Here is a 16,291-nt window from a genome sequence, read left to right as displayed (position 1 = left end):
CAACGCCCACAAATGTTCGAGTAACGTCTCCAGCAATCCGGTGATAGTCTGAACTCCAATAAAGCGCGCCACGTCGTTGCGCACCAACCACCCACAATGGAACCTGAGAGATAAACCAGATGAAGACCATCAAACGGATCGAAACTTTACGATTCCATTAAAAAGCAGTCCTTAAATTATCAAATTTAAATATTCAATGTTTGTTTAAAAACAGACTGCTTTTGCACGCCTGTCGCCAGGAGAACGTTCCGTTGGCAAGGAACCGGCTCGCCTGCGACCAGAAATTCTCGAATACGGAAACAAAGAATTCGGTGCCCGTCATGAACCCTCATGCCGGGCGCGATGTAGTGTTCCCGCCCGGCCGGGCTGGAAATTCGCGTTGAAGTTTCTTACCTTATCGAGGATATTATGAAGTCGACGTTTGAATTTTCCGACCAAGAAAAAAGCGACCTATCGACCGCGCTACGAAAAATCGATAAAAGCCCCTACCAGGATTACTCGGGGTTTCATCGCGGTATCGGCGCCTTGGTCGAGAACGGCAGCATTCCGGTCTTCTTTCTGAACGTCTGCGAAACCATCCGCAACGAACGAACCGGCCAGAAGCGCTACGCGCATCTGCTGCGCAATGTCCCGCTCGACGACACGATTCCGGTCTTCGATCAGAATGATCCGGTCCAGGACAAGTACGCGAAGAAGAAATCCTACGTGGGCGAGGCGCTGCTCGAGTTGTTCGCCCAACTGACGCGGACCCCGCTGCTCGCGTACCAGACCCGCAACAACGGCGACTTCTTCCACGACGTCTACGCCCACAAGAAATATAGCCAGACCCAGACGCAGAAAACGGACGGCGAACTGTTCTTCCACAACGACCGCACGGCTCACCCGGTGCGGGCCGACTACCTCAGCCTGCTCGGCATGCGTTGCAACGACGCCAATCGCATCTACACGGGCTTCCTCGACGGCCGCGCGCTGCTCGATCACATCAGCGAGGCGCATCAGGCCTTGTTGCGCGAACCGCACTTCATCACGCCGTACGACGAATACTCCCGTGATTCGAACCTGAATCAGACGGTGTCGGACCGGCACGTGATCCTCGAGAACGCGCACAGCTTCCGTTATTACGACACGCGTACCACCTACGCCCCGGGCGCGCCGCTCGGCGCAATCGACGCACTGCTGTCGCTGAAAAACGCGATCGTGAAAGCCAACAAGGAACGCGTGCAGATCCGCACCGGCGACTTGTTCTCGTTCGCGAATCAGGATGCGCTCCACAACCGCGAACTGATCGAGGTCAACGATCACGAAGACGCGCTCAAGCGCTGGCTTCTGAAGACCTACAGCTTCCGCGACGACGCGAGCATGCACCGCTTCGACCACTACTTCGCGGAACAGCCCGGCCTCGTCCGCGAATCGGCCGCCCTCGCCTGATTTTCCAATCGACTGCCGTCGCGGTCGCACCCTGCCTTGCATCGCCAAGGCCGGAGTGGTTCGTCACGCGCGTACCGCGCGCGTGACGCAGCACGCCCTCGCCTATCCGGCGATCGGCGTCCCTGCCGCTCCTTCGTCCCACGCCAGTCCCCTCGGTCTTTCGTCATGCGTGACGCAGCAATCGTCACGCATGCCGCCAACGGCACAGGTCTCTCATCATGCATATCCTGATCATTCCCGGCGCGAATCGCGCCGCCCCGCTCGTCCGTCACGTGATCGCGCTGCTCGACGATCTCAAGTCGCGCAACGGCGCGCTCGACTACACGTGCGTCGACGCGGGCACGCCCGATGACGGCGCGTATTCGGCCTGTTTCGAATCGGACATCGTGCTTGCCACACCCGGCGCGAGACATGCGACGGCCGTCGCCGCATTCGCCAAGGTAGCCGGGCTGCATACCGAACTTCATGCGATCTCCATCCCGGCGGAGCTGAAGCGGTTTTCTCCCGTGTCCGCGCGGCATGCACGCGCAACGGATTGCCTGATTCTGGGCGATGCGTCGCGCGGCACGAAGAACACGCATACGAGCGGCGTCGTCGCGGGCGAACGCGAGCTCGTGGGCTGGTATACGCAGCGCTATACGGAGAGCGACATCCGTCGCCTCGCGCACCGGGCCTTCAGGCTGGCCGGCGCTCGCTCACGACGCCTGACCTCGGTCGACCGGTCGGATCGCCTGGACGTGATGGGGATGTGGCGCGACATCGTGTCCGAGACCGCGTTGCAGTACCCGGACGTTCAGCTCGAGCATCTGCTGGTCGAGCAGGCGATCGAGCGGTTCATCGTCGAGCCGGACGGGTTCGATACGGTCCTCGCAGGCGGCGACCTCGCGCCGCTGCTGGCCGCGCACGCGAGCGCACTGACCGGCTTTCCCGGTCTGCTCACCCGTGCCCGCGTGGGGGACGGCCCGGCCGTGCTGTACGAGATCGGCCTGCCGGTGCACATGGACCTGCCGGCCGGCCTCGAGGTCGACCTCGAGGCGCGCGCGGCTGCAAACGCGGTGTCGCTGCTGCTTCGCCACCCGCCGCAAGACGCGATGCCGGACCGTCCGGCGTACCCGCCGCAGATCCTCGACGCGATTCCGTCGCTACGCCACTGAATGCACGCGGCAACCGGTCACTTCCGGCCCGCTTCCTGCACGGAGAATTCGACATGTCCCCCGCCTTTTCATCATCGCCGACGCATCGGCCGGCCGCGCTCGAGCGCGCGTATCGAACCGCGACGCTACGCATCATCCCGATCCTGTTCGTCTGCTACATGTGCAACTATCTCGATCGCATCAACGTCGGCTTTGCCAAGCTGCAGATGCTCGATCAACTCCGAATGAGCAACACGGCGTTCGGGATCGGTGCCGGCGTATTCTTCGTCGGATATGTGTGTGCAGGCGTGCCGAGCAGCCTGGTATTGCGCCGCGTGTCGCCGCGCCGCTGGATGTGCATCCTGATGCTTTCATGGGGCACGCTGTCGGCCGCCCTGCTGTCGGTGAAGACACCCGCATCGTTCTATGCGCTGCGATTTCTGACCGGCGTGGCGGAAGCCGGCTTCTTTCCGAGCATCGTGCTGTATCTCGAGCAATGGTTCTCGACCAAGCATCGCGGCCGGGTATTGTCGCTGTTTCTGGTTTCGATTCCGGTGTCAGGCGCGGTCGGCGGACCGTTGTCCGGCTGGATGCTCGATTATTTCGCCGGCGGTCGCGCCGGCCTGTCCGCGTGGCAGTGGCTTTATCTGCTGCAGGGCGCGCCGACCGTCCTGTTCGGCATCCTGCTGCTGTTCGTGCTGCGTGATCGCGTCGAACAGGTGTCCTGGCTGACTGATGCCGAAAAGCAGATGGTCCGCGAGGATCTCGATAGAGACGCGCGCACGCGTGCCCTGCCCGCACACCCGACAGGCTCGACGAGCCATGTGCTGTTCGACCGAACAGTCCTGTCGCTCGGCTTCGTGTACTTCTGCATCCAGATGGGCGCCTACGCGATGAACTTCTGGCTGCCGACGATCATTCACGCGCTCGGCGTCACGAAGCCGGGCCAGATCGGCCTCGCAAGCGCGGTGCCCTATCTTGCGGCGAGTATCTCGATGGTCGTCGTCGGCCGTTCCGCCGACTTCCGCCAGGAGCGCCGTCTGCATCTCGGGGTGCCGTTGTTGATCGGCTTTCTGGGACTCTTGCTCACGGGCGGCGCGGGCGGCGACATGATCCTGTCGATCGTCGGCCTGACGCTGGCGACCGCAGGCACGCTGACCGGCATCGCGATGTTCTGGCCATTCACGTCGTCGCTGCCCAATCGCCCACCCGCGGCCGGAGTCGCACTGATCAATTCGCTCGGGCAGATCGCCGGCTTCGTCAGCCCGTATTTCATCGGTTGGGTCCACGATACGATCCATTCGACGACGCCGGCACTCTATATGCTATCGAGCCTGATGGCGGCAGGTGCGCTGTTGATCGTGCTTCGACCGGGTCCCTCGCACGTCGTTCCCGGTGCGTCGACGCTGGAGACCGAATAGGCACGCGCGACCGGCGGGCCGACGTGAAAAAGTCAGGCCGGCGGCGGTGATCGGTCAACCGACAGCGGGCCGCATCTGGCCCGCCGTCGATAGCGAGATGCGCCAGCAACGCGATCTCGTCGAAACGATCCGGCGTGTGTCCGGGATCATCGCGGCCGCGTCGCGCGCGGTCGAGCTGACTACCCGACATGCTCTCGATCCTCGAGGCTGCTTGCCGGGCGGCCATTTACGGCCGCCCCGCCGCAGCAGGTCAGGCAGCGGGGTCCGGCAGGAAACCCGCATCGATCTCGATCTTCGACAGGTGCGCGACCGTGTTGACGAGCGTCTTGCCGGCCACGGCCATCGCAATCGCCACCGCCGCGCGGCGGTCGAAGCCCGCCGCCTTCAGCGCGTTCACGTCGCTATCCGATACCTGCGTGCGCTTCGATGCGATGGCTGTCGCGAACTGGCGCACCGCTTCGAGCTTCGGATCGGCAAGCGCGCTGCCGGTACGCAACGCGTCGACCACGTCCGCGGCGGCACCGAGCTTGCCGGCCAGCGTCGCGTGGACGGCCACGCCGTAGTCCGCGGCATTCACGCGGCTCGCGGCCGCCATTGCGACCTGCTGCGCCACCGCATCGAGGGACGTCGCACCGAGAGCATGGAGCCACTGCAGGTAAGCCGACAGCACCGGCGGTTCGACCGCAAGCGCGTGGCCGAGATTCGGCACGAAACCGAATACGCCGCGCATCGCGTCGAACAGCGGCTGGGCCTCCGCCGACGCAGACACGTCGTCCAGTCCGCCAAACAGCGCCTGACCTTGTGCGACGTCCAGCGTGCGCGCGAAGAATGCGCGAATGATGCCGGCCACTTCGTCCAGATGCGACTCGAGCGGGAAATGACCGCCATCGACGAAATGCACCTCGGCATCGGGGATATCGCGCTTGAACGCCTCGGCTCCCGCCGGCAGGAAAAACGGATCGTTCTTGCCCCACACCGCCAGCGTCGGCGGACGATGCGTGCGGAAGTATTCGTGGAAGCGCGGATAGGCCGCGACGTTCGCCTTGTAGTCGGCGAACAGGTCGAGCTGGATCTCGTCGTTACCCGCGCGGTCGAGGAAGTGCTGGTCGAGCGTGTAGCTCTCCGGCGCAATGTGCGACGTATCCGCCTCGCCATGCCGGTACTGGAACTGCGTGGTACCGGCCGTCAGGAAACCGCGCAGTTGCTCACGGTTCGCATCGGACGGGTTCTGCCAGTATGCACGCATCGGATTCCAGCCGTCGCTCAGGCCTTCCTCGTACGCGTTGCCATTCTGCGAGACGAGTGCGGACACGCGATCCGGGCGCGACGCAGCCAGACGGAAGCCCACCGGCGCGCCGTAATCGAAAACGTACAGCGCGTAGCGCGTCAGGCCGAGCGTGTCGGTAAAGCGCTCGATCACTTCCGCGAGATGGTCGAAGGTGTAGCCGAACGCCTTCGCTTCCGGGGCGTCGGAGAAACCGAAACCGGGCAGGTCCGGCGCGATCACCCAGTACTTGTCGGCGAGACGCTCGATCAGCCCGCGATACTGATGACTCGAAGTCGGGAAACCGTGCAGCAGCAGCACCGCGGGCGCGTCCTTCTGGCCGGCTTCCCGGTAGAACAGATTGAGGGCCGAGCCGGTACGACGATCGGCGACGGAGGCGGTTTGATAGGTCACGCGTGTGGACATCGAAAATCTCCTGGATCACGGAATGAGGCGTCGGCCCGGATGTACTGTACCGAACGATCGGTACAGTACATCCGGGAATGATGGGCGTCAAGGTTGATTTAACGAGCAAGGCAACTTACCCTTCCGCCTGTACCGAACGATCAGTACTTTTTGGGAAGCGAAAAGATCTATGGCCACCGCTCAGGCATCGAAAGACGAAATCATTGACCGGCTGTTCACGGTGTTCCGGGATCGCGGCTTCGACGGGGCGTCGATCGCCGATCTGTCGCGCGCAACCGGTCTCGGCAAGTCGAGCCTCTATCACCACTTCCCCGAGGGAAAGGAGCAGATGGCCGAGGCCGTGTTGGAGCGCGCGACAGCGGTAATCGACAGCGAAATCCTGAACGCGGCGCACTCGTCCGGCACGCTGAAAGCCCGCATTCGCAAAATCGTGGCCACGCTGGACCAGATGTACGTCGGTGGGCGCGCCCCCTGCGTGCTCGGTCAACTCGCCACGGCCAACATCGGCTCGGTTGCGAAACAGGGTTTGTTGCTGGCGTTTTCGCACTGGATCGACGCCATCGAAGCCCTGGCGCGTGAAAGTGGCATGTCGCCGGCGCGGGCGCGGCATTTCGCGGAGGACTGGGTTGCTCGCCTGCAAGGAGCGCTCATCCTGCAGGCGGCAAACGGCGATCTCGGGCCGTACAAGCGGGCCATGGCCGCGTTGCTCGAACTTTCGAAGGAAGGCAGGGAACACGCTCCGGAGTAGGTCTCGTCGCCAGCTTCCGATGGCGTCTGGTGATTCCGGGGCGACATAGGGCATCGGCGGGCGAATCGCACGCATTGAACGGCCTTTTTCCATGCGCGGCATGTGACGCTCCGGCTAACCTTTCAGATATTTCCAGAATCAAACCGGACGACTCGCCCATGCCGCGTCGAGATAATCGTGTCCCGGTACATAAGGCCTCAGCAGGAAGGGATGACGCCGTGTCAGCCCGTCCGCGAAGAAGTACCAGTCGCCAATCGAGCGTTGATCCGCTTCGTACGTCTTGTCGCGGGGAACGCGTCGCTGGATCCGGGGCCACAGGTCGGCGTGCAAATCGCGCCATCGCGACGGTCTGCCGTTGTCGATCGCCGGGATGAACGTCTTGATGCTGTAGCAGTCGTCTCGCACTTCGCCAACAAATACGCCTTCTTCGCACGCGAGCCCCAACTGCAACCATTTGTCCCGGTAGATCCACGGCTGCAACCAATAGATATTTGCCATGGCGGTATAGAGGCGTGTGCGGATCTCGTCCTCGCCGGTTCGGCCCGTCCGCTGAATGATCCGTTGCATTGCATGCTGGCTAACCTCGATCCGGTACATGAGACCGTCTTCCGGCCGCACAGCCGACGAACAGACGAAGAAGAAGAAATCCAGCCCGCCAGTGGCGCCACGTTGCTCGAACAATCCGCAGTACATGGTCATTTCGCCGAGGCGTATCAGCGGAAACGTGATCAGGTGCTTGTCGAGTTCCGGCTTCAGCACACGTTCCATGTAGCGGAATGCCTTCCTGCCGCTCATCCCGGGTCGCCACTGCTTTGATACCCGCTTTATCGCGCCATCAAATACCCTGGAAAACGCGAACTGAGACGTCGCATCTGAAATGACTCTTGCTCGTCCGTTCGCTATACGCGGATCAACGAAGCGCGGATGGTCCATGATTCATCGGGTCTCTGCTGCATGCAGTCGATCTGCCAGATCGGCCACAACGGGGAAGTCGATGTGGGTTTTAGCCACTTCGTCGAGGTCGTGGGTGAAGACATTCACGGCGGCGAGTGCAACGATTTCGACGCTCGGTGCGTCGTCGTAGCCCGCATGCCTCACTGCAGCGATGTCGGCATCGCCGAGATGACCAAGCTGCTTCGCTACCAGGCGCGACCATCCAGCGGATTGCATCAATAGAAGCGTTCCGACCAACCACGCGCGCATAGGGAATTGCGCGTGGCCAGAACGGAGCAGCCAGCCATCGAGGCCAGGCAGCCGGACGCTTCATAGGACGCCCGGACCACCCGGACTTCAGGCGGCCTGACGGGCCCGCGTCCGAAGCGGCGGGAACGTCGCGTCAATGTCGGTCTTGAACGTGTTGTTGAAGAGGTTGGTGATGAAGCTGAACGCGGTCTCGGCGACGATGTCGACGATCTGCTCGTCGGTGTAACCCGCGGCACGTACGGCTTCGACATCCGCGTCTTCGATGTGACCGCGCGACATGGCGATCTTGTAGGCGAACTGCAGCGCGGCGTCGGCCTTCGGATCGGTCGAATGGCCGTCGCGATTGAGCTCCATGTCTTCCGGCGTCAGCCCCTGCAGCTTGGCGCCGAGGTAGGTGTGGGCCGACAGGCAGTAGCTGCAGCCGTTCACTTCGGCGGTCATCACGTGGATGCGCTCCCGGGTCTTGTGACCGAGGCTCTTGCCGAGCGCACCGTGCATGTCGGCGATCGCCTTCAGTGCGTCGGGGGATTGCGAGATCAGGGCGAAGAAGTTCGGGATCACACCGAGAACTTTCTCGTAGTTCGCGAGGATCGGTTGCGCTTTGGCGGGAGCGGCTTCTTTCGAGGGGATTGCAAGGCGGGCCATGAGATTTCTCCGTTAATCCGAGCCACCGTGGCTTCGGTAGGAGAGATAGTAGTGACTTCCACCCAAAACAATAATTGGCTATTTTCGAGAACCGACATTCCATCCAGTGAAAGTATTGAGGAATTGGAAAGAGCGCACTCCTTGGAGCGAACGCCCGTCAGGCCTTACCCAGCTCCGACATCGCCGAGCGCAACCGGTCGGTTGCGAAGTCGAGGAAGACTCTCATCTTGAGCGGCAACAGCCCGCGCTCTCCGTGGACGAGACTGACAGGAATCGACTCGACATCGAACTTCGGAAGGACGTGGACAAGCTCCCCGGTGCGGAGCGCGGCATCGCAGTGGTAGCGGTACACCCTCGTCAAACCGGTGTGACGGAGCGCCGCCTGTACCGCTGCCTCAGCCGTGGTCACGGACAGGCGCGGAGTGATGTTGACGTTGAAATCACGTTGGGTCGACGGATCCCGAAACCACCATGTTGCGGTGGAAGGGCCGGCGAAGACAACGCACGGAAGCTTTTCCAGGTCGCTCGGGTGTTTTGGTTTGCCGTGCGCAGCCAGCAGGGCCGGCGAAGCGCACACGAGTGTATCCATGGCGCCGACACGCGTTGCAATCATGTTGCTGTCCGGCAGGGTGCCGATGCGAACTGCCATGTCAACGTGGTCATCGTAGAGATGAAGGTTCCGATCCGAGAGAACCAACCGGACGTTGATCTCGGGATAGGCAGCCAGGAAGTCCGTGACGATGGGCAAGATGTATACATGGCCGAACAGCACCGGCGCGGTGAGCACCAGCTCTCCCCGTGGAGTGGTGTACTCGCCAGCCGCGGCGCGTTCGGTTTCCTCGATGTCTTCCATGATGCGTCTGGCAGACGCGACGTATGCTTGGCCGGCATCGGTCAAGGTCAGCTTGCGCGTTGAACGATGCAGCAATTTCGTGCCGAGATACGCTTCGAGTTCCGTGACCTTCCGGCTCACGGTCGGCAGCGGCATATTCAAGGCTTTCGCGGCCGCAGTGAGGCTACCTTTTTCGATCGTGAGCAGCACGATCGACATTGCTTCCAGTTTGTCCACTTAATCTTCCACCCAATGAAAGATGATCTATGGATATGAAACTATCATTTTTTTGGGTGAAATATCGGAGAAGGCTCTGTCCACACTGGCCGGGGCCTGACGAAGCCGCGTAGTCGGAGTAGATGTTGGCCATAAAAACGACATCGGGGGATGCACCGGAATCTCCTGGTTTTACAAACACGTGTGGGCTCTCAGAAAAGGTGTCTTTGGTCTCCTCGACAGATCAAGGGCTTGGACATCTTTTTTGAGAACGCCGCATGCTTCTTGTCTCAGAAAAGATGTCCGCAGCCCCGGAAATTCTCGGAAAAGGTGTCCTTCGGAATGTCACGGCCCTGCCTAAGCGCCTCGACGGAACTCGGCGACCGGCAGCGCAATGGACGAGCGTTTCAGCGGCCAGCGATGTCGGCACTTCTTGTACTATAAATACGCACAGACTGTGCGCCGAGAAAGCTTCCGCGGACCCTAATCTGGCCCGAGATTCAACGCCACTCCTCGATTTCGATCACTTCCAGGCGTCTTTGAAGGACTCGGAGAGCGCTGCTCCGATCGTCTCGGCGCGACGCTTCGCGGCCGCCCTGCATATCGATATGCGGACACTCGCACGGCCGGCCCATGTCTATCGCAATAGCATCAGTCGTCTTCCCGGCGCCGAAAGCGTGCAAAAGTATCTTCAAGACGCGCTGCGGGTCATCCGAGCTGCAACGGATATATCCGGAGACGTACGAAACACGCTATTTTGGTATCGCAATGAACCGCTGCCAACCTTTGATTGCAAGACTGCTAAACACCTCGTTTCCGAAGGGCGCACTGAAGACAGGCTGCTATACGTCACATCGCTCGGGGCTGGCGCGGCTGGATAGGTCGAGCGCATACGTTACCGTTCCGCAAATTCGCGGCTACTCTCATGTCGTAGCCGACGAATGCGCGGCCCTAGAAAATAGGGAGCGAAACTTACTGGATTGGGCGTGATCCCGCGGTATGTTCCTGCCTCATCTCCTCAAATGCCTGCCTGATGAGCCGGCATTTTCTTTTTCACGCTCATTTAACCGTAGGTCTACCCGGAAATTGCGTATCTCGGAGCCGATAGCGTCGGCAGGCCATCATCACGATCGACCAGTACCCAGCCGAACAGCTGATACCGTCGGTGACTTCGTTGTGGATCCATCTCATTAGATCCTTCGCGTAATCGAGATGCGTACAATCGACGCGAAGGTATTTCTTGCTACGAGAGTTGTAGATGTAATCTGTCTGATCGTTGAAGAATTACGTTCCGTCTGTACCCCCAATTCAGCCTGTCGGTGAAATTCCGGTCGTTGGGGCTACCTGCGACCTTGAATGCCCTTGCCAGAATGTCTCCGTATTTCTACCTTTGTCGCGTTCACCGCTGCACGCAGGGCTAGACGATGAAGCAAAACTCCCTCTCGCACATACCACGCCGACTCGAGTCGTATCGATCGAAATGGACTCCAAGCGAGAAAGAAGAAACAACGCAAGATCAGCGCTGACCAAGTCGAGCATGTTATCGTGGATCTGGCGCAACGTCGGCAACCGCAAAGCCAGCAGACAAATTTTACCGTCAGCCCACAAAAACAAGGGAACGGACGTGAGCCCCTGCCCGTTTAAGCACCGACTTTCGACGCTGCTTACGGTTAAAGCGAGGAGAGAGACACGGCAAAAACCACCTCAAAAATGGATATTTTAAATGACCCCCAGGTAGAAAATCGAACGCAATTATGATATTGCCATCATGAGAAGATGTCGACTCGAGTAATTCAGAATACTGAAAACTCTCAATTCGACTCCGATTTAGAGTTGATCCACCTGATTGCAAGGATAATTATCCCTATCATAACAATGCTCATTAAAATAAATGAGGTGACCGACTGCACTGAAATTTCGCCTCTGAGTCGACCATAAGCAATGATTGGAACCGCACCTACCGCAAGCATCCCGAGTATGTAATGAAAAAATGCCAAACAACGACAAATTTTAGCGTTTTTGCGGTTGCTTGGCACACGATCCTTTATGACCATTAAAATGCAAGCGTATCCTACGAATGACATACCAAGGAGATAAGCTGATGCCGACCCGATTAATATTTGAAATATATCTGACATTCGTCATCTCTTAGACGGGAACCGTGTATTGAACCACGTTCCAATATCGAACAAGGCTTGAGTTTCAGCAGTGGCTAGACCGCCCGCAGCAGCAGCTCCGATAGGACTAGACCCAACTGCCGCTGCCCCGATTCCGGTCAGTGCGCCCGCGGCTCCAGCGCCAGCAGCTAAGCAAACTTGCCCCGGATCAATTCCATGGTTCCCGGTAAGCCACTGGCCTGCCGCGTTTCCTGCGGCACTGGAGATCGCCCCCGTTGCTAGCGCTTCCGACGCTCCGAGTGTGAGACCGGAAAGTCCTCCTACGAGGCCACCAGCGATAGTAGAGACCGCGATATCCGAGAACGAACCTCCCTGCAAATAGGCCGTTAGCCCACCTGCGATACCCCCTATTGCGGCCCCTACTCCGGCGGCCTCCAAATTGAAGATGAACTTCCCATAGGGGTCAATATAGCTTGAAGGGTTTCCGCCCACGTAGGCGTATAAGTTCGCTCCTCCATTCAAATCGATCGGATCTTCGCTCAAGAAGCGCCCGAGAACGGGTTGATAATATCTCGCTCGGTAGTAGAAAAGGCCCGTGCCGTCGTTCTCGCGTCCGGCGTATTGAGCGCTATTACTGCTGGTTTCGCCCGTTGCGGACGACTTTCCGTACGGTTCGTAAGCATAGGATGTCTTGAGCACACCGCTCGTATCCGTGAGCGCGACCGTGCTGCCCAACGCATCGGTGATGAAGCTCCGAGCGCCAAGGCCATCGATTCGGCTATAGATCTCGTCTATGCGGAGGCCGCTGAGCAAGTTCGCAGTGCGCGTAGCCCCTGCCAATTCCTGCACCGCGTTCGGTCCATCATAAAGGAAATTCGTTGCAGTCCCATTGACCGTCTTCACAGTTCGCCGTCCGATCGCGTCGTAGACAAAGCTCGCAGTCGCCGTCCCAGACAGGGAGGCTAGCCGACCACGCGAATCCCATCCATACGTGAGGCTACCATCGCCGGTGAGATTGCCGTTTGCGTCATAGGTGAGCGTAGTCCCGGCCCAGTTGGTCAAGCGGTTGTCCACGTCATAGGTTGCACTCGTGAGCGCGGCTGGAAGGTTCATACTGGCAAGCGATCCTCCAATTTGCGTACGTCGGCCGGCGTTGTCGTACGCGTAGATCAGGTTGCCAACGGTAGTACTGCCGTTCGCATAGGAGATGCCGCTCAATTGATTTGCCACATCGTAGCTGTACGTCGCAACGATCCCATTCGGCAACGTCAATGTCGACCGCCGGCTGGCAGCATCGTAGGTAAACGCTACCTGCGCACTACCTTGCGTGATACCTGCGAGGCGATTTGCAACAGGCAGTCGATGACCGGATTATCCGTTCAGCTGAAGTTATCGTTCCCGAAGTGGATCCGGTAGATGGGCGCGAACCGGCCATTGCACAATTCGTCGATATATTGCATCGAGAGCTGCCGGCTCGACTGACGAGATCGGCACGCTGGCTCCGCGATGACGAGCAACCAAAGGTGATGATGCGCGGAGACGATCTCGAGACTCTCTACCTCCTCCAGTCGGAGGTAGACCGAGTTTTCGACACGCAGTCCGTTCTCATTCATGATAGGGCGAAAAGTACGCCGGACAATCCGCTCCGCTTCACAAGCGTTTCCGCTGCGCGACGCGTACAACCAAGAGCCACGTTCTGGATACATCAGAAAAACTTATGGAGGGAACTGATGATCCCACATTCGTTGCCGTTGGCGTTTTTGACCTCATGAGCAATGCCAGACAGCTGGTACAACAGATCGGACGGACAACACGCTACGCAAGAGGTGGCGATCGCGAGCGCCAAACTGCATGGATCCTTGGCTCACCCGCGAACGCTCTGCGTATTCGTGATGCATGGGAGCGCTACAAGCGGTACGAGGACTATGCGGCACGAAATACCGGCTACATGGTTTCAAACGAAGTCACGTTACCTGATCGTCTGTTGGAGTATATGCCCGAGTACCAGTACATCGATGGGGAATTCCGAGGTCGCTTTGAGTTCGAGCGGCCACTCGCCGCGAGTGATATTCCAAATAAAAAAATGTGTTTACTCGTACATTTCTCAAAATCAAGGTTTAATGAGCCTTATTTTTCGCAGCTACGCCTCGAATATTCAAAGACAACATATTGAGACTGCGGACATCTTTTCTGAGAACCCACACACGCACCACACCGAGCCCCCCAAGCAGCATCCCCCCGTACCGGCATCCATCCACATAACTGTACCGGTACTGTACAGAAAACCGTCGCTAAACTGACCTCCATCCCAGTCCAGAACAGAAATGGAGAATCCGCGATGGAATTCCTCACCCTCAGCGCGTTGCCCGCCGGCATGCTGTTCGCGCTCGTCACGTCGATCACGCCCGGCCCGAACAACACGATGCTGCTCGCATCCGGCGTCAACTTCGGTTTCCGCCGCACGATGCCGCACCTGTTCGGCATCAGCATCGGCGTCGCGATCCTGATGCTCAGCGTCGGCTTCGGCCTCGGCGAGGCGTTCAAGCGCCTGCCGCTGCTGTATACGATCCTCGAGGCCGCCAGCGTCGCGTACCTGCTGTACCTCGCGTGGCGCATCGGCACGTCGGGCGAGGTGAAGGCGCACGGCGCCAAGCCGCGGCCGATGACGTTCGTCGAAGCCGCCGCGTTCCAGTGGGTCAACCCGAAAGCCTGGATGATGGTGCTGACCGCCGCGACGACGGTCCGCCTGTCCGCCGACTACGGGATGAATGCCGCATGGATGTCCGTCGTGTTCATCCTGATCGGCTTCCCGTGTATCTGCCTGTGGGCCGCGTTCGGCCTCGGCCTGCGCCGCTTCCTGTCGAATCCCCGCGCGCTGCGCATCTTCAACGTGACGATGGCCGTGCTGCTGATCCTGTCTCTGTATCCGCTCGTCGCGCACCTGCTGCCGCAGTAAGCGCTCACGGCGCGCCCGTTGAGATTCGCGCAAGGCAGGCGTACCCTTTTGGTACGGGCGCGCGCAACCGCTTCGCCGGTTGCGCCGCAGCTGTCGGGAGACAAGCCGATGAAGCCACTGCTGAGGGCGGGCGAACACATCGAGGGCGTGCACTGGATCGCCGAGTATCACCCGCTCACGCACGATATCCGCGTGCTGCGCGAGAACATCGAAGTCGGCACTTACTGCGCGCCGCCGACACTGTTCGGCGACGAGGAAGAGATGGGCGCCGCGAACCACGACGATCATCGCGGCCGGGAGGCCGCACTGCGCGCTTATCTGCGCAATTTCGTCAAGGAACACGACGCGGAAGAATAGCGGCCCGAGCGGGGCCGCTGGAAGCGGGGCCGGCGCAACGCACCGGCCCTTGCGTCGCTCAATGCCCGAGCGACTCGATCTTGCCGGCCGGCTGCGCGACGCCATGCGGCCGCGCCGTCTGCTTGATCAGCAACGCGATGCACGCGAGCACGCCCGCAACGGCGATCGTCGCGAACACGCCCGCGAACGAGAAGTGCCGGCGCGTCAGTTCGGCGACGAGGAACGATCCCGCGATCCCGCCGAAGCGGCCGACGCCAAGCATCCACGCGACGCCCGTGCCGCGCCCTTCGGTCGGATAGAACGCGGCGGCCAGCGCCGGCATCGACGATTGCGCGGTGTTCATCAGCACGCCGGCCACGAACACGATCAGCACGAGCAGCCCGACGTTGCCGGCCGCCTGCCCGATCGCGTACACGCTCACCGCCGTCAGCGCGTAACACACGGCGATCACGCGGTTCGCGTTGAAGCGGTCCATCAGCACGCCGCACAGCACGGCGCCCACACCGCCGAGCGGGAACAGTGCCGAGATCAGCGTCGCGCTCTTCGGCGTCAGCCCCGCATCCTTCAGCAGGATCGGCATCCAGTTGATCGACGCGTAGAAGATCACGAGGCCCATGAAGTACGCGAGCCACAGCATCACCGAGCCGACGATGTACGAGCGCGACAGCACGACGCCGAGGCCCTTGCTGCCGGTTTGCGGCGCGGCTTCGGTCATCGCGAACGAGCCGGCGTTCAGCGCGTCGCGCGAGATGCGCGCGAGCGTGGCGCGGATCCTGTCGATGGACTGACCGCTCGCGACCATGAAGCGCACCGATTCCGGCATCTTCAGCAGCAACAGCACGCCGAGCACCAGCGGCGTCACGCCGCCGAGCACCAGCACGCTGCGCCAGCCGAAATGCGGAATCATCCACGCGGCCAGGAAGCCGCCGAACGCGGCGCCAAGCGGGAAGCCGCAGAACATCAGGTTGATCACGGTCGCACGGCGCTTGTCCGGGCAGAACTCGCCCATCATCGTGACCGCGTTCGGCATCGCCGCGCCGAGCCCGACGCCGGTGATGAAACGCAGGATCGTCAGATGCCCGATCGTGTTCGAGAAGGCGGACATCAGGCACGCGACGCCGAACAGGAACACCGAGCCGAGCAGCAGCGAGCGGCGCCCGAGCCGGTCGGACAGCGGGCCCGACACGAGCGCGCCGCACGCGAGGCCGAACAGCGCGGCACTCAGCACCGGGGCGAGATCGGGTTTGGTCAGGTTCCATTCGCCGAGCAGCGACGGCGCGATGAAACCGATCGCGGCCGTATCGAAGCCGTCGAGCAGCACGATCACGAAACACATGAGGAACACGAGCCATTGAAAGCCGCCGAACGGCTGCTCGTTGATGAAGGTCTGGACATCGACCACGGGTGCGCGATTCATCGCGAGTCTCCTGGATATAGGTACGAGCAAGACGGCATGAAGCCGTGCCCTTTCTTTGTTCGCGCACCGGCCATCCGGTGCGCCGCGTGCCGATGCTCTGCCGGCACGTTCATCGATCCCATCGCGCG

General features: G+C 60.6%; 15 protein-coding genes. 8 read left to right on the top strand and 7 right to left on the bottom strand.

What is annotated here, in order from left to right:
- The first annotated feature begins 525 nt into the window (after window positions 1-525).
- From AC1VVG_RS20390 to AC1VVG_RS20380, 3 genes are all read left to right on the top strand, one after another.
- A complete protein-coding gene (locus tag AC1VVG_RS20390; protein ID WP_226227098.1) occupies window positions 526-1,428 on the top strand; it encodes a TauD/TfdA family dioxygenase in 903 nt (300 codons plus the stop codon).
- 218 nt (window positions 1,429-1,646) lie between these two features.
- Entirely contained in the window at window positions 1,647-2,582 is a 936-nt protein-coding gene (locus AC1VVG_RS20385) for an isocitrate/isopropylmalate family dehydrogenase (protein WP_473376004.1), read from the top strand.
- A gap of 53 nt (window positions 2,583-2,635) precedes the next feature.
- Window positions 2,636-3,982 (top strand): MFS transporter, encoded by a 1,347-nt coding sequence (locus AC1VVG_RS20380; RefSeq protein WP_482836082.1) that lies wholly within the window; start codon window positions 2,636-2,638, stop codon window positions 3,980-3,982.
- Window positions 3,983-4,232: 250 nt separating this feature from the next.
- Here the strand turns inward: AC1VVG_RS20380 and AC1VVG_RS20375 are convergent, their stop codons facing one another.
- Entirely contained in the window at window positions 4,233-5,672 is a 1,440-nt protein-coding gene (locus AC1VVG_RS20375) for an alpha/beta fold hydrolase (RefSeq protein ID WP_482836081.1), read from the bottom strand.
- A 169-nt stretch (window positions 5,673-5,841) separates the two neighbouring features.
- Between AC1VVG_RS20375 and AC1VVG_RS20370 the strand changes: the two genes are divergently transcribed.
- Window positions 5,842-6,420 (top strand): TetR/AcrR family transcriptional regulator, encoded by a 579-nt coding sequence (locus AC1VVG_RS20370; RefSeq protein ID WP_034189735.1) that lies wholly within the window; start codon window positions 5,842-5,844, stop codon window positions 6,418-6,420.
- A gap of 138 nt (window positions 6,421-6,558) precedes the next feature.
- On the opposite strand, the gene AC1VVG_RS20365 is transcribed toward AC1VVG_RS20370, so the two are convergent.
- The 4 genes from AC1VVG_RS20365 to AC1VVG_RS20350 form a co-directional block, all read right to left on the bottom strand.
- Window positions 6,559-7,353: a hypothetical protein gene (locus AC1VVG_RS20365; RefSeq protein ID WP_124609194.1), complete on the bottom strand. Its 795-nt coding sequence runs from the start codon at window positions 7,351-7,353 to the stop codon at window positions 6,559-6,561.
- 3 nt (window positions 7,354-7,356) lie between these two features.
- Window positions 7,357-7,593 (bottom strand): hypothetical protein, encoded by a 237-nt coding sequence (locus tag AC1VVG_RS20360; RefSeq protein WP_154233783.1) that lies wholly within the window; start codon window positions 7,591-7,593, stop codon window positions 7,357-7,359.
- 117 nt (window positions 7,594-7,710) lie between these two features.
- Entirely contained in the window at window positions 7,711-8,268 is a 558-nt protein-coding gene (locus tag AC1VVG_RS20355; protein WP_059556384.1) for a carboxymuconolactone decarboxylase family protein, read from the bottom strand.
- A gap of 157 nt (window positions 8,269-8,425) precedes the next feature.
- Window positions 8,426-9,337, bottom strand: a complete 912-nt coding sequence (locus AC1VVG_RS20350; protein ID WP_034189739.1) for a LysR substrate-binding domain-containing protein — start codon at window positions 9,335-9,337, stop codon at window positions 8,426-8,428.
- Between the two features lie 467 nt (window positions 9,338-9,804).
- Here AC1VVG_RS20350 and AC1VVG_RS20345 point away from each other — a divergent pair, with 467 nt between their 5' ends.
- Window positions 9,805-10,197, top strand: a complete 393-nt coding sequence (locus AC1VVG_RS20345) for a DUF2384 domain-containing protein (protein WP_482837190.1) — start codon at window positions 9,805-9,807, stop codon at window positions 10,195-10,197.
- Window positions 10,198-11,457: 1,260 nt separating this feature from the next.
- On the opposite strand, the gene AC1VVG_RS20340 is transcribed toward AC1VVG_RS20345, so the two are convergent.
- Window positions 11,458-12,699: an RHS repeat-associated core domain-containing protein gene (locus AC1VVG_RS20340; RefSeq protein ID WP_482837189.1), complete on the bottom strand. Its 1,242-nt coding sequence runs from the start codon at window positions 12,697-12,699 to the stop codon at window positions 11,458-11,460.
- Window positions 12,700-13,150: 451 nt separating this feature from the next.
- On the opposite strand from AC1VVG_RS20340, the gene AC1VVG_RS20335 reads away from it, so the two are divergent.
- The 3 genes from AC1VVG_RS20335 to AC1VVG_RS20325 all read left to right on the top strand — a co-directional run bounded on the left by AC1VVG_RS20335 (window position 13,151) and on the right by AC1VVG_RS20325 (window position 14,746).
- Window positions 13,151-13,606, top strand: coding sequence for a hypothetical protein (locus tag AC1VVG_RS20335; RefSeq protein ID WP_482836080.1), 456 nt, complete (start codon window positions 13,151-13,153; stop codon window positions 13,604-13,606).
- 165 nt (window positions 13,607-13,771) lie between these two features.
- A complete protein-coding gene (locus AC1VVG_RS20330; RefSeq protein ID WP_200086989.1) occupies window positions 13,772-14,389 on the top strand; it encodes a LysE family translocator in 618 nt (205 codons plus the stop codon).
- Between the two features lie 108 nt (window positions 14,390-14,497).
- Window positions 14,498-14,746 carry a hypothetical protein gene (locus AC1VVG_RS20325; protein WP_034189741.1) on the top strand — a complete coding sequence of 83 codons (249 nt, stop codon included), beginning with the start codon at window positions 14,498-14,500 and terminating at the stop codon, window positions 14,744-14,746.
- 58 nt (window positions 14,747-14,804) lie between these two features.
- Here the strand turns inward: AC1VVG_RS20325 and AC1VVG_RS20320 are convergent, their stop codons facing one another.
- Window positions 14,805-16,163, bottom strand: coding sequence for an MFS transporter (locus AC1VVG_RS20320; protein ID WP_482836079.1), 1,359 nt, complete (start codon window positions 16,161-16,163; stop codon window positions 14,805-14,807).
- Between the last annotated feature and the right edge of the window lie 128 nt (window positions 16,164-16,291).

The organism is Burkholderia sp. L-4 (assembly GCF_056856535.1).
The sequence above is the reverse complement of the archived record's forward strand: the minus strand, read 5'-3'. Positions and strand labels throughout refer to the sequence as shown.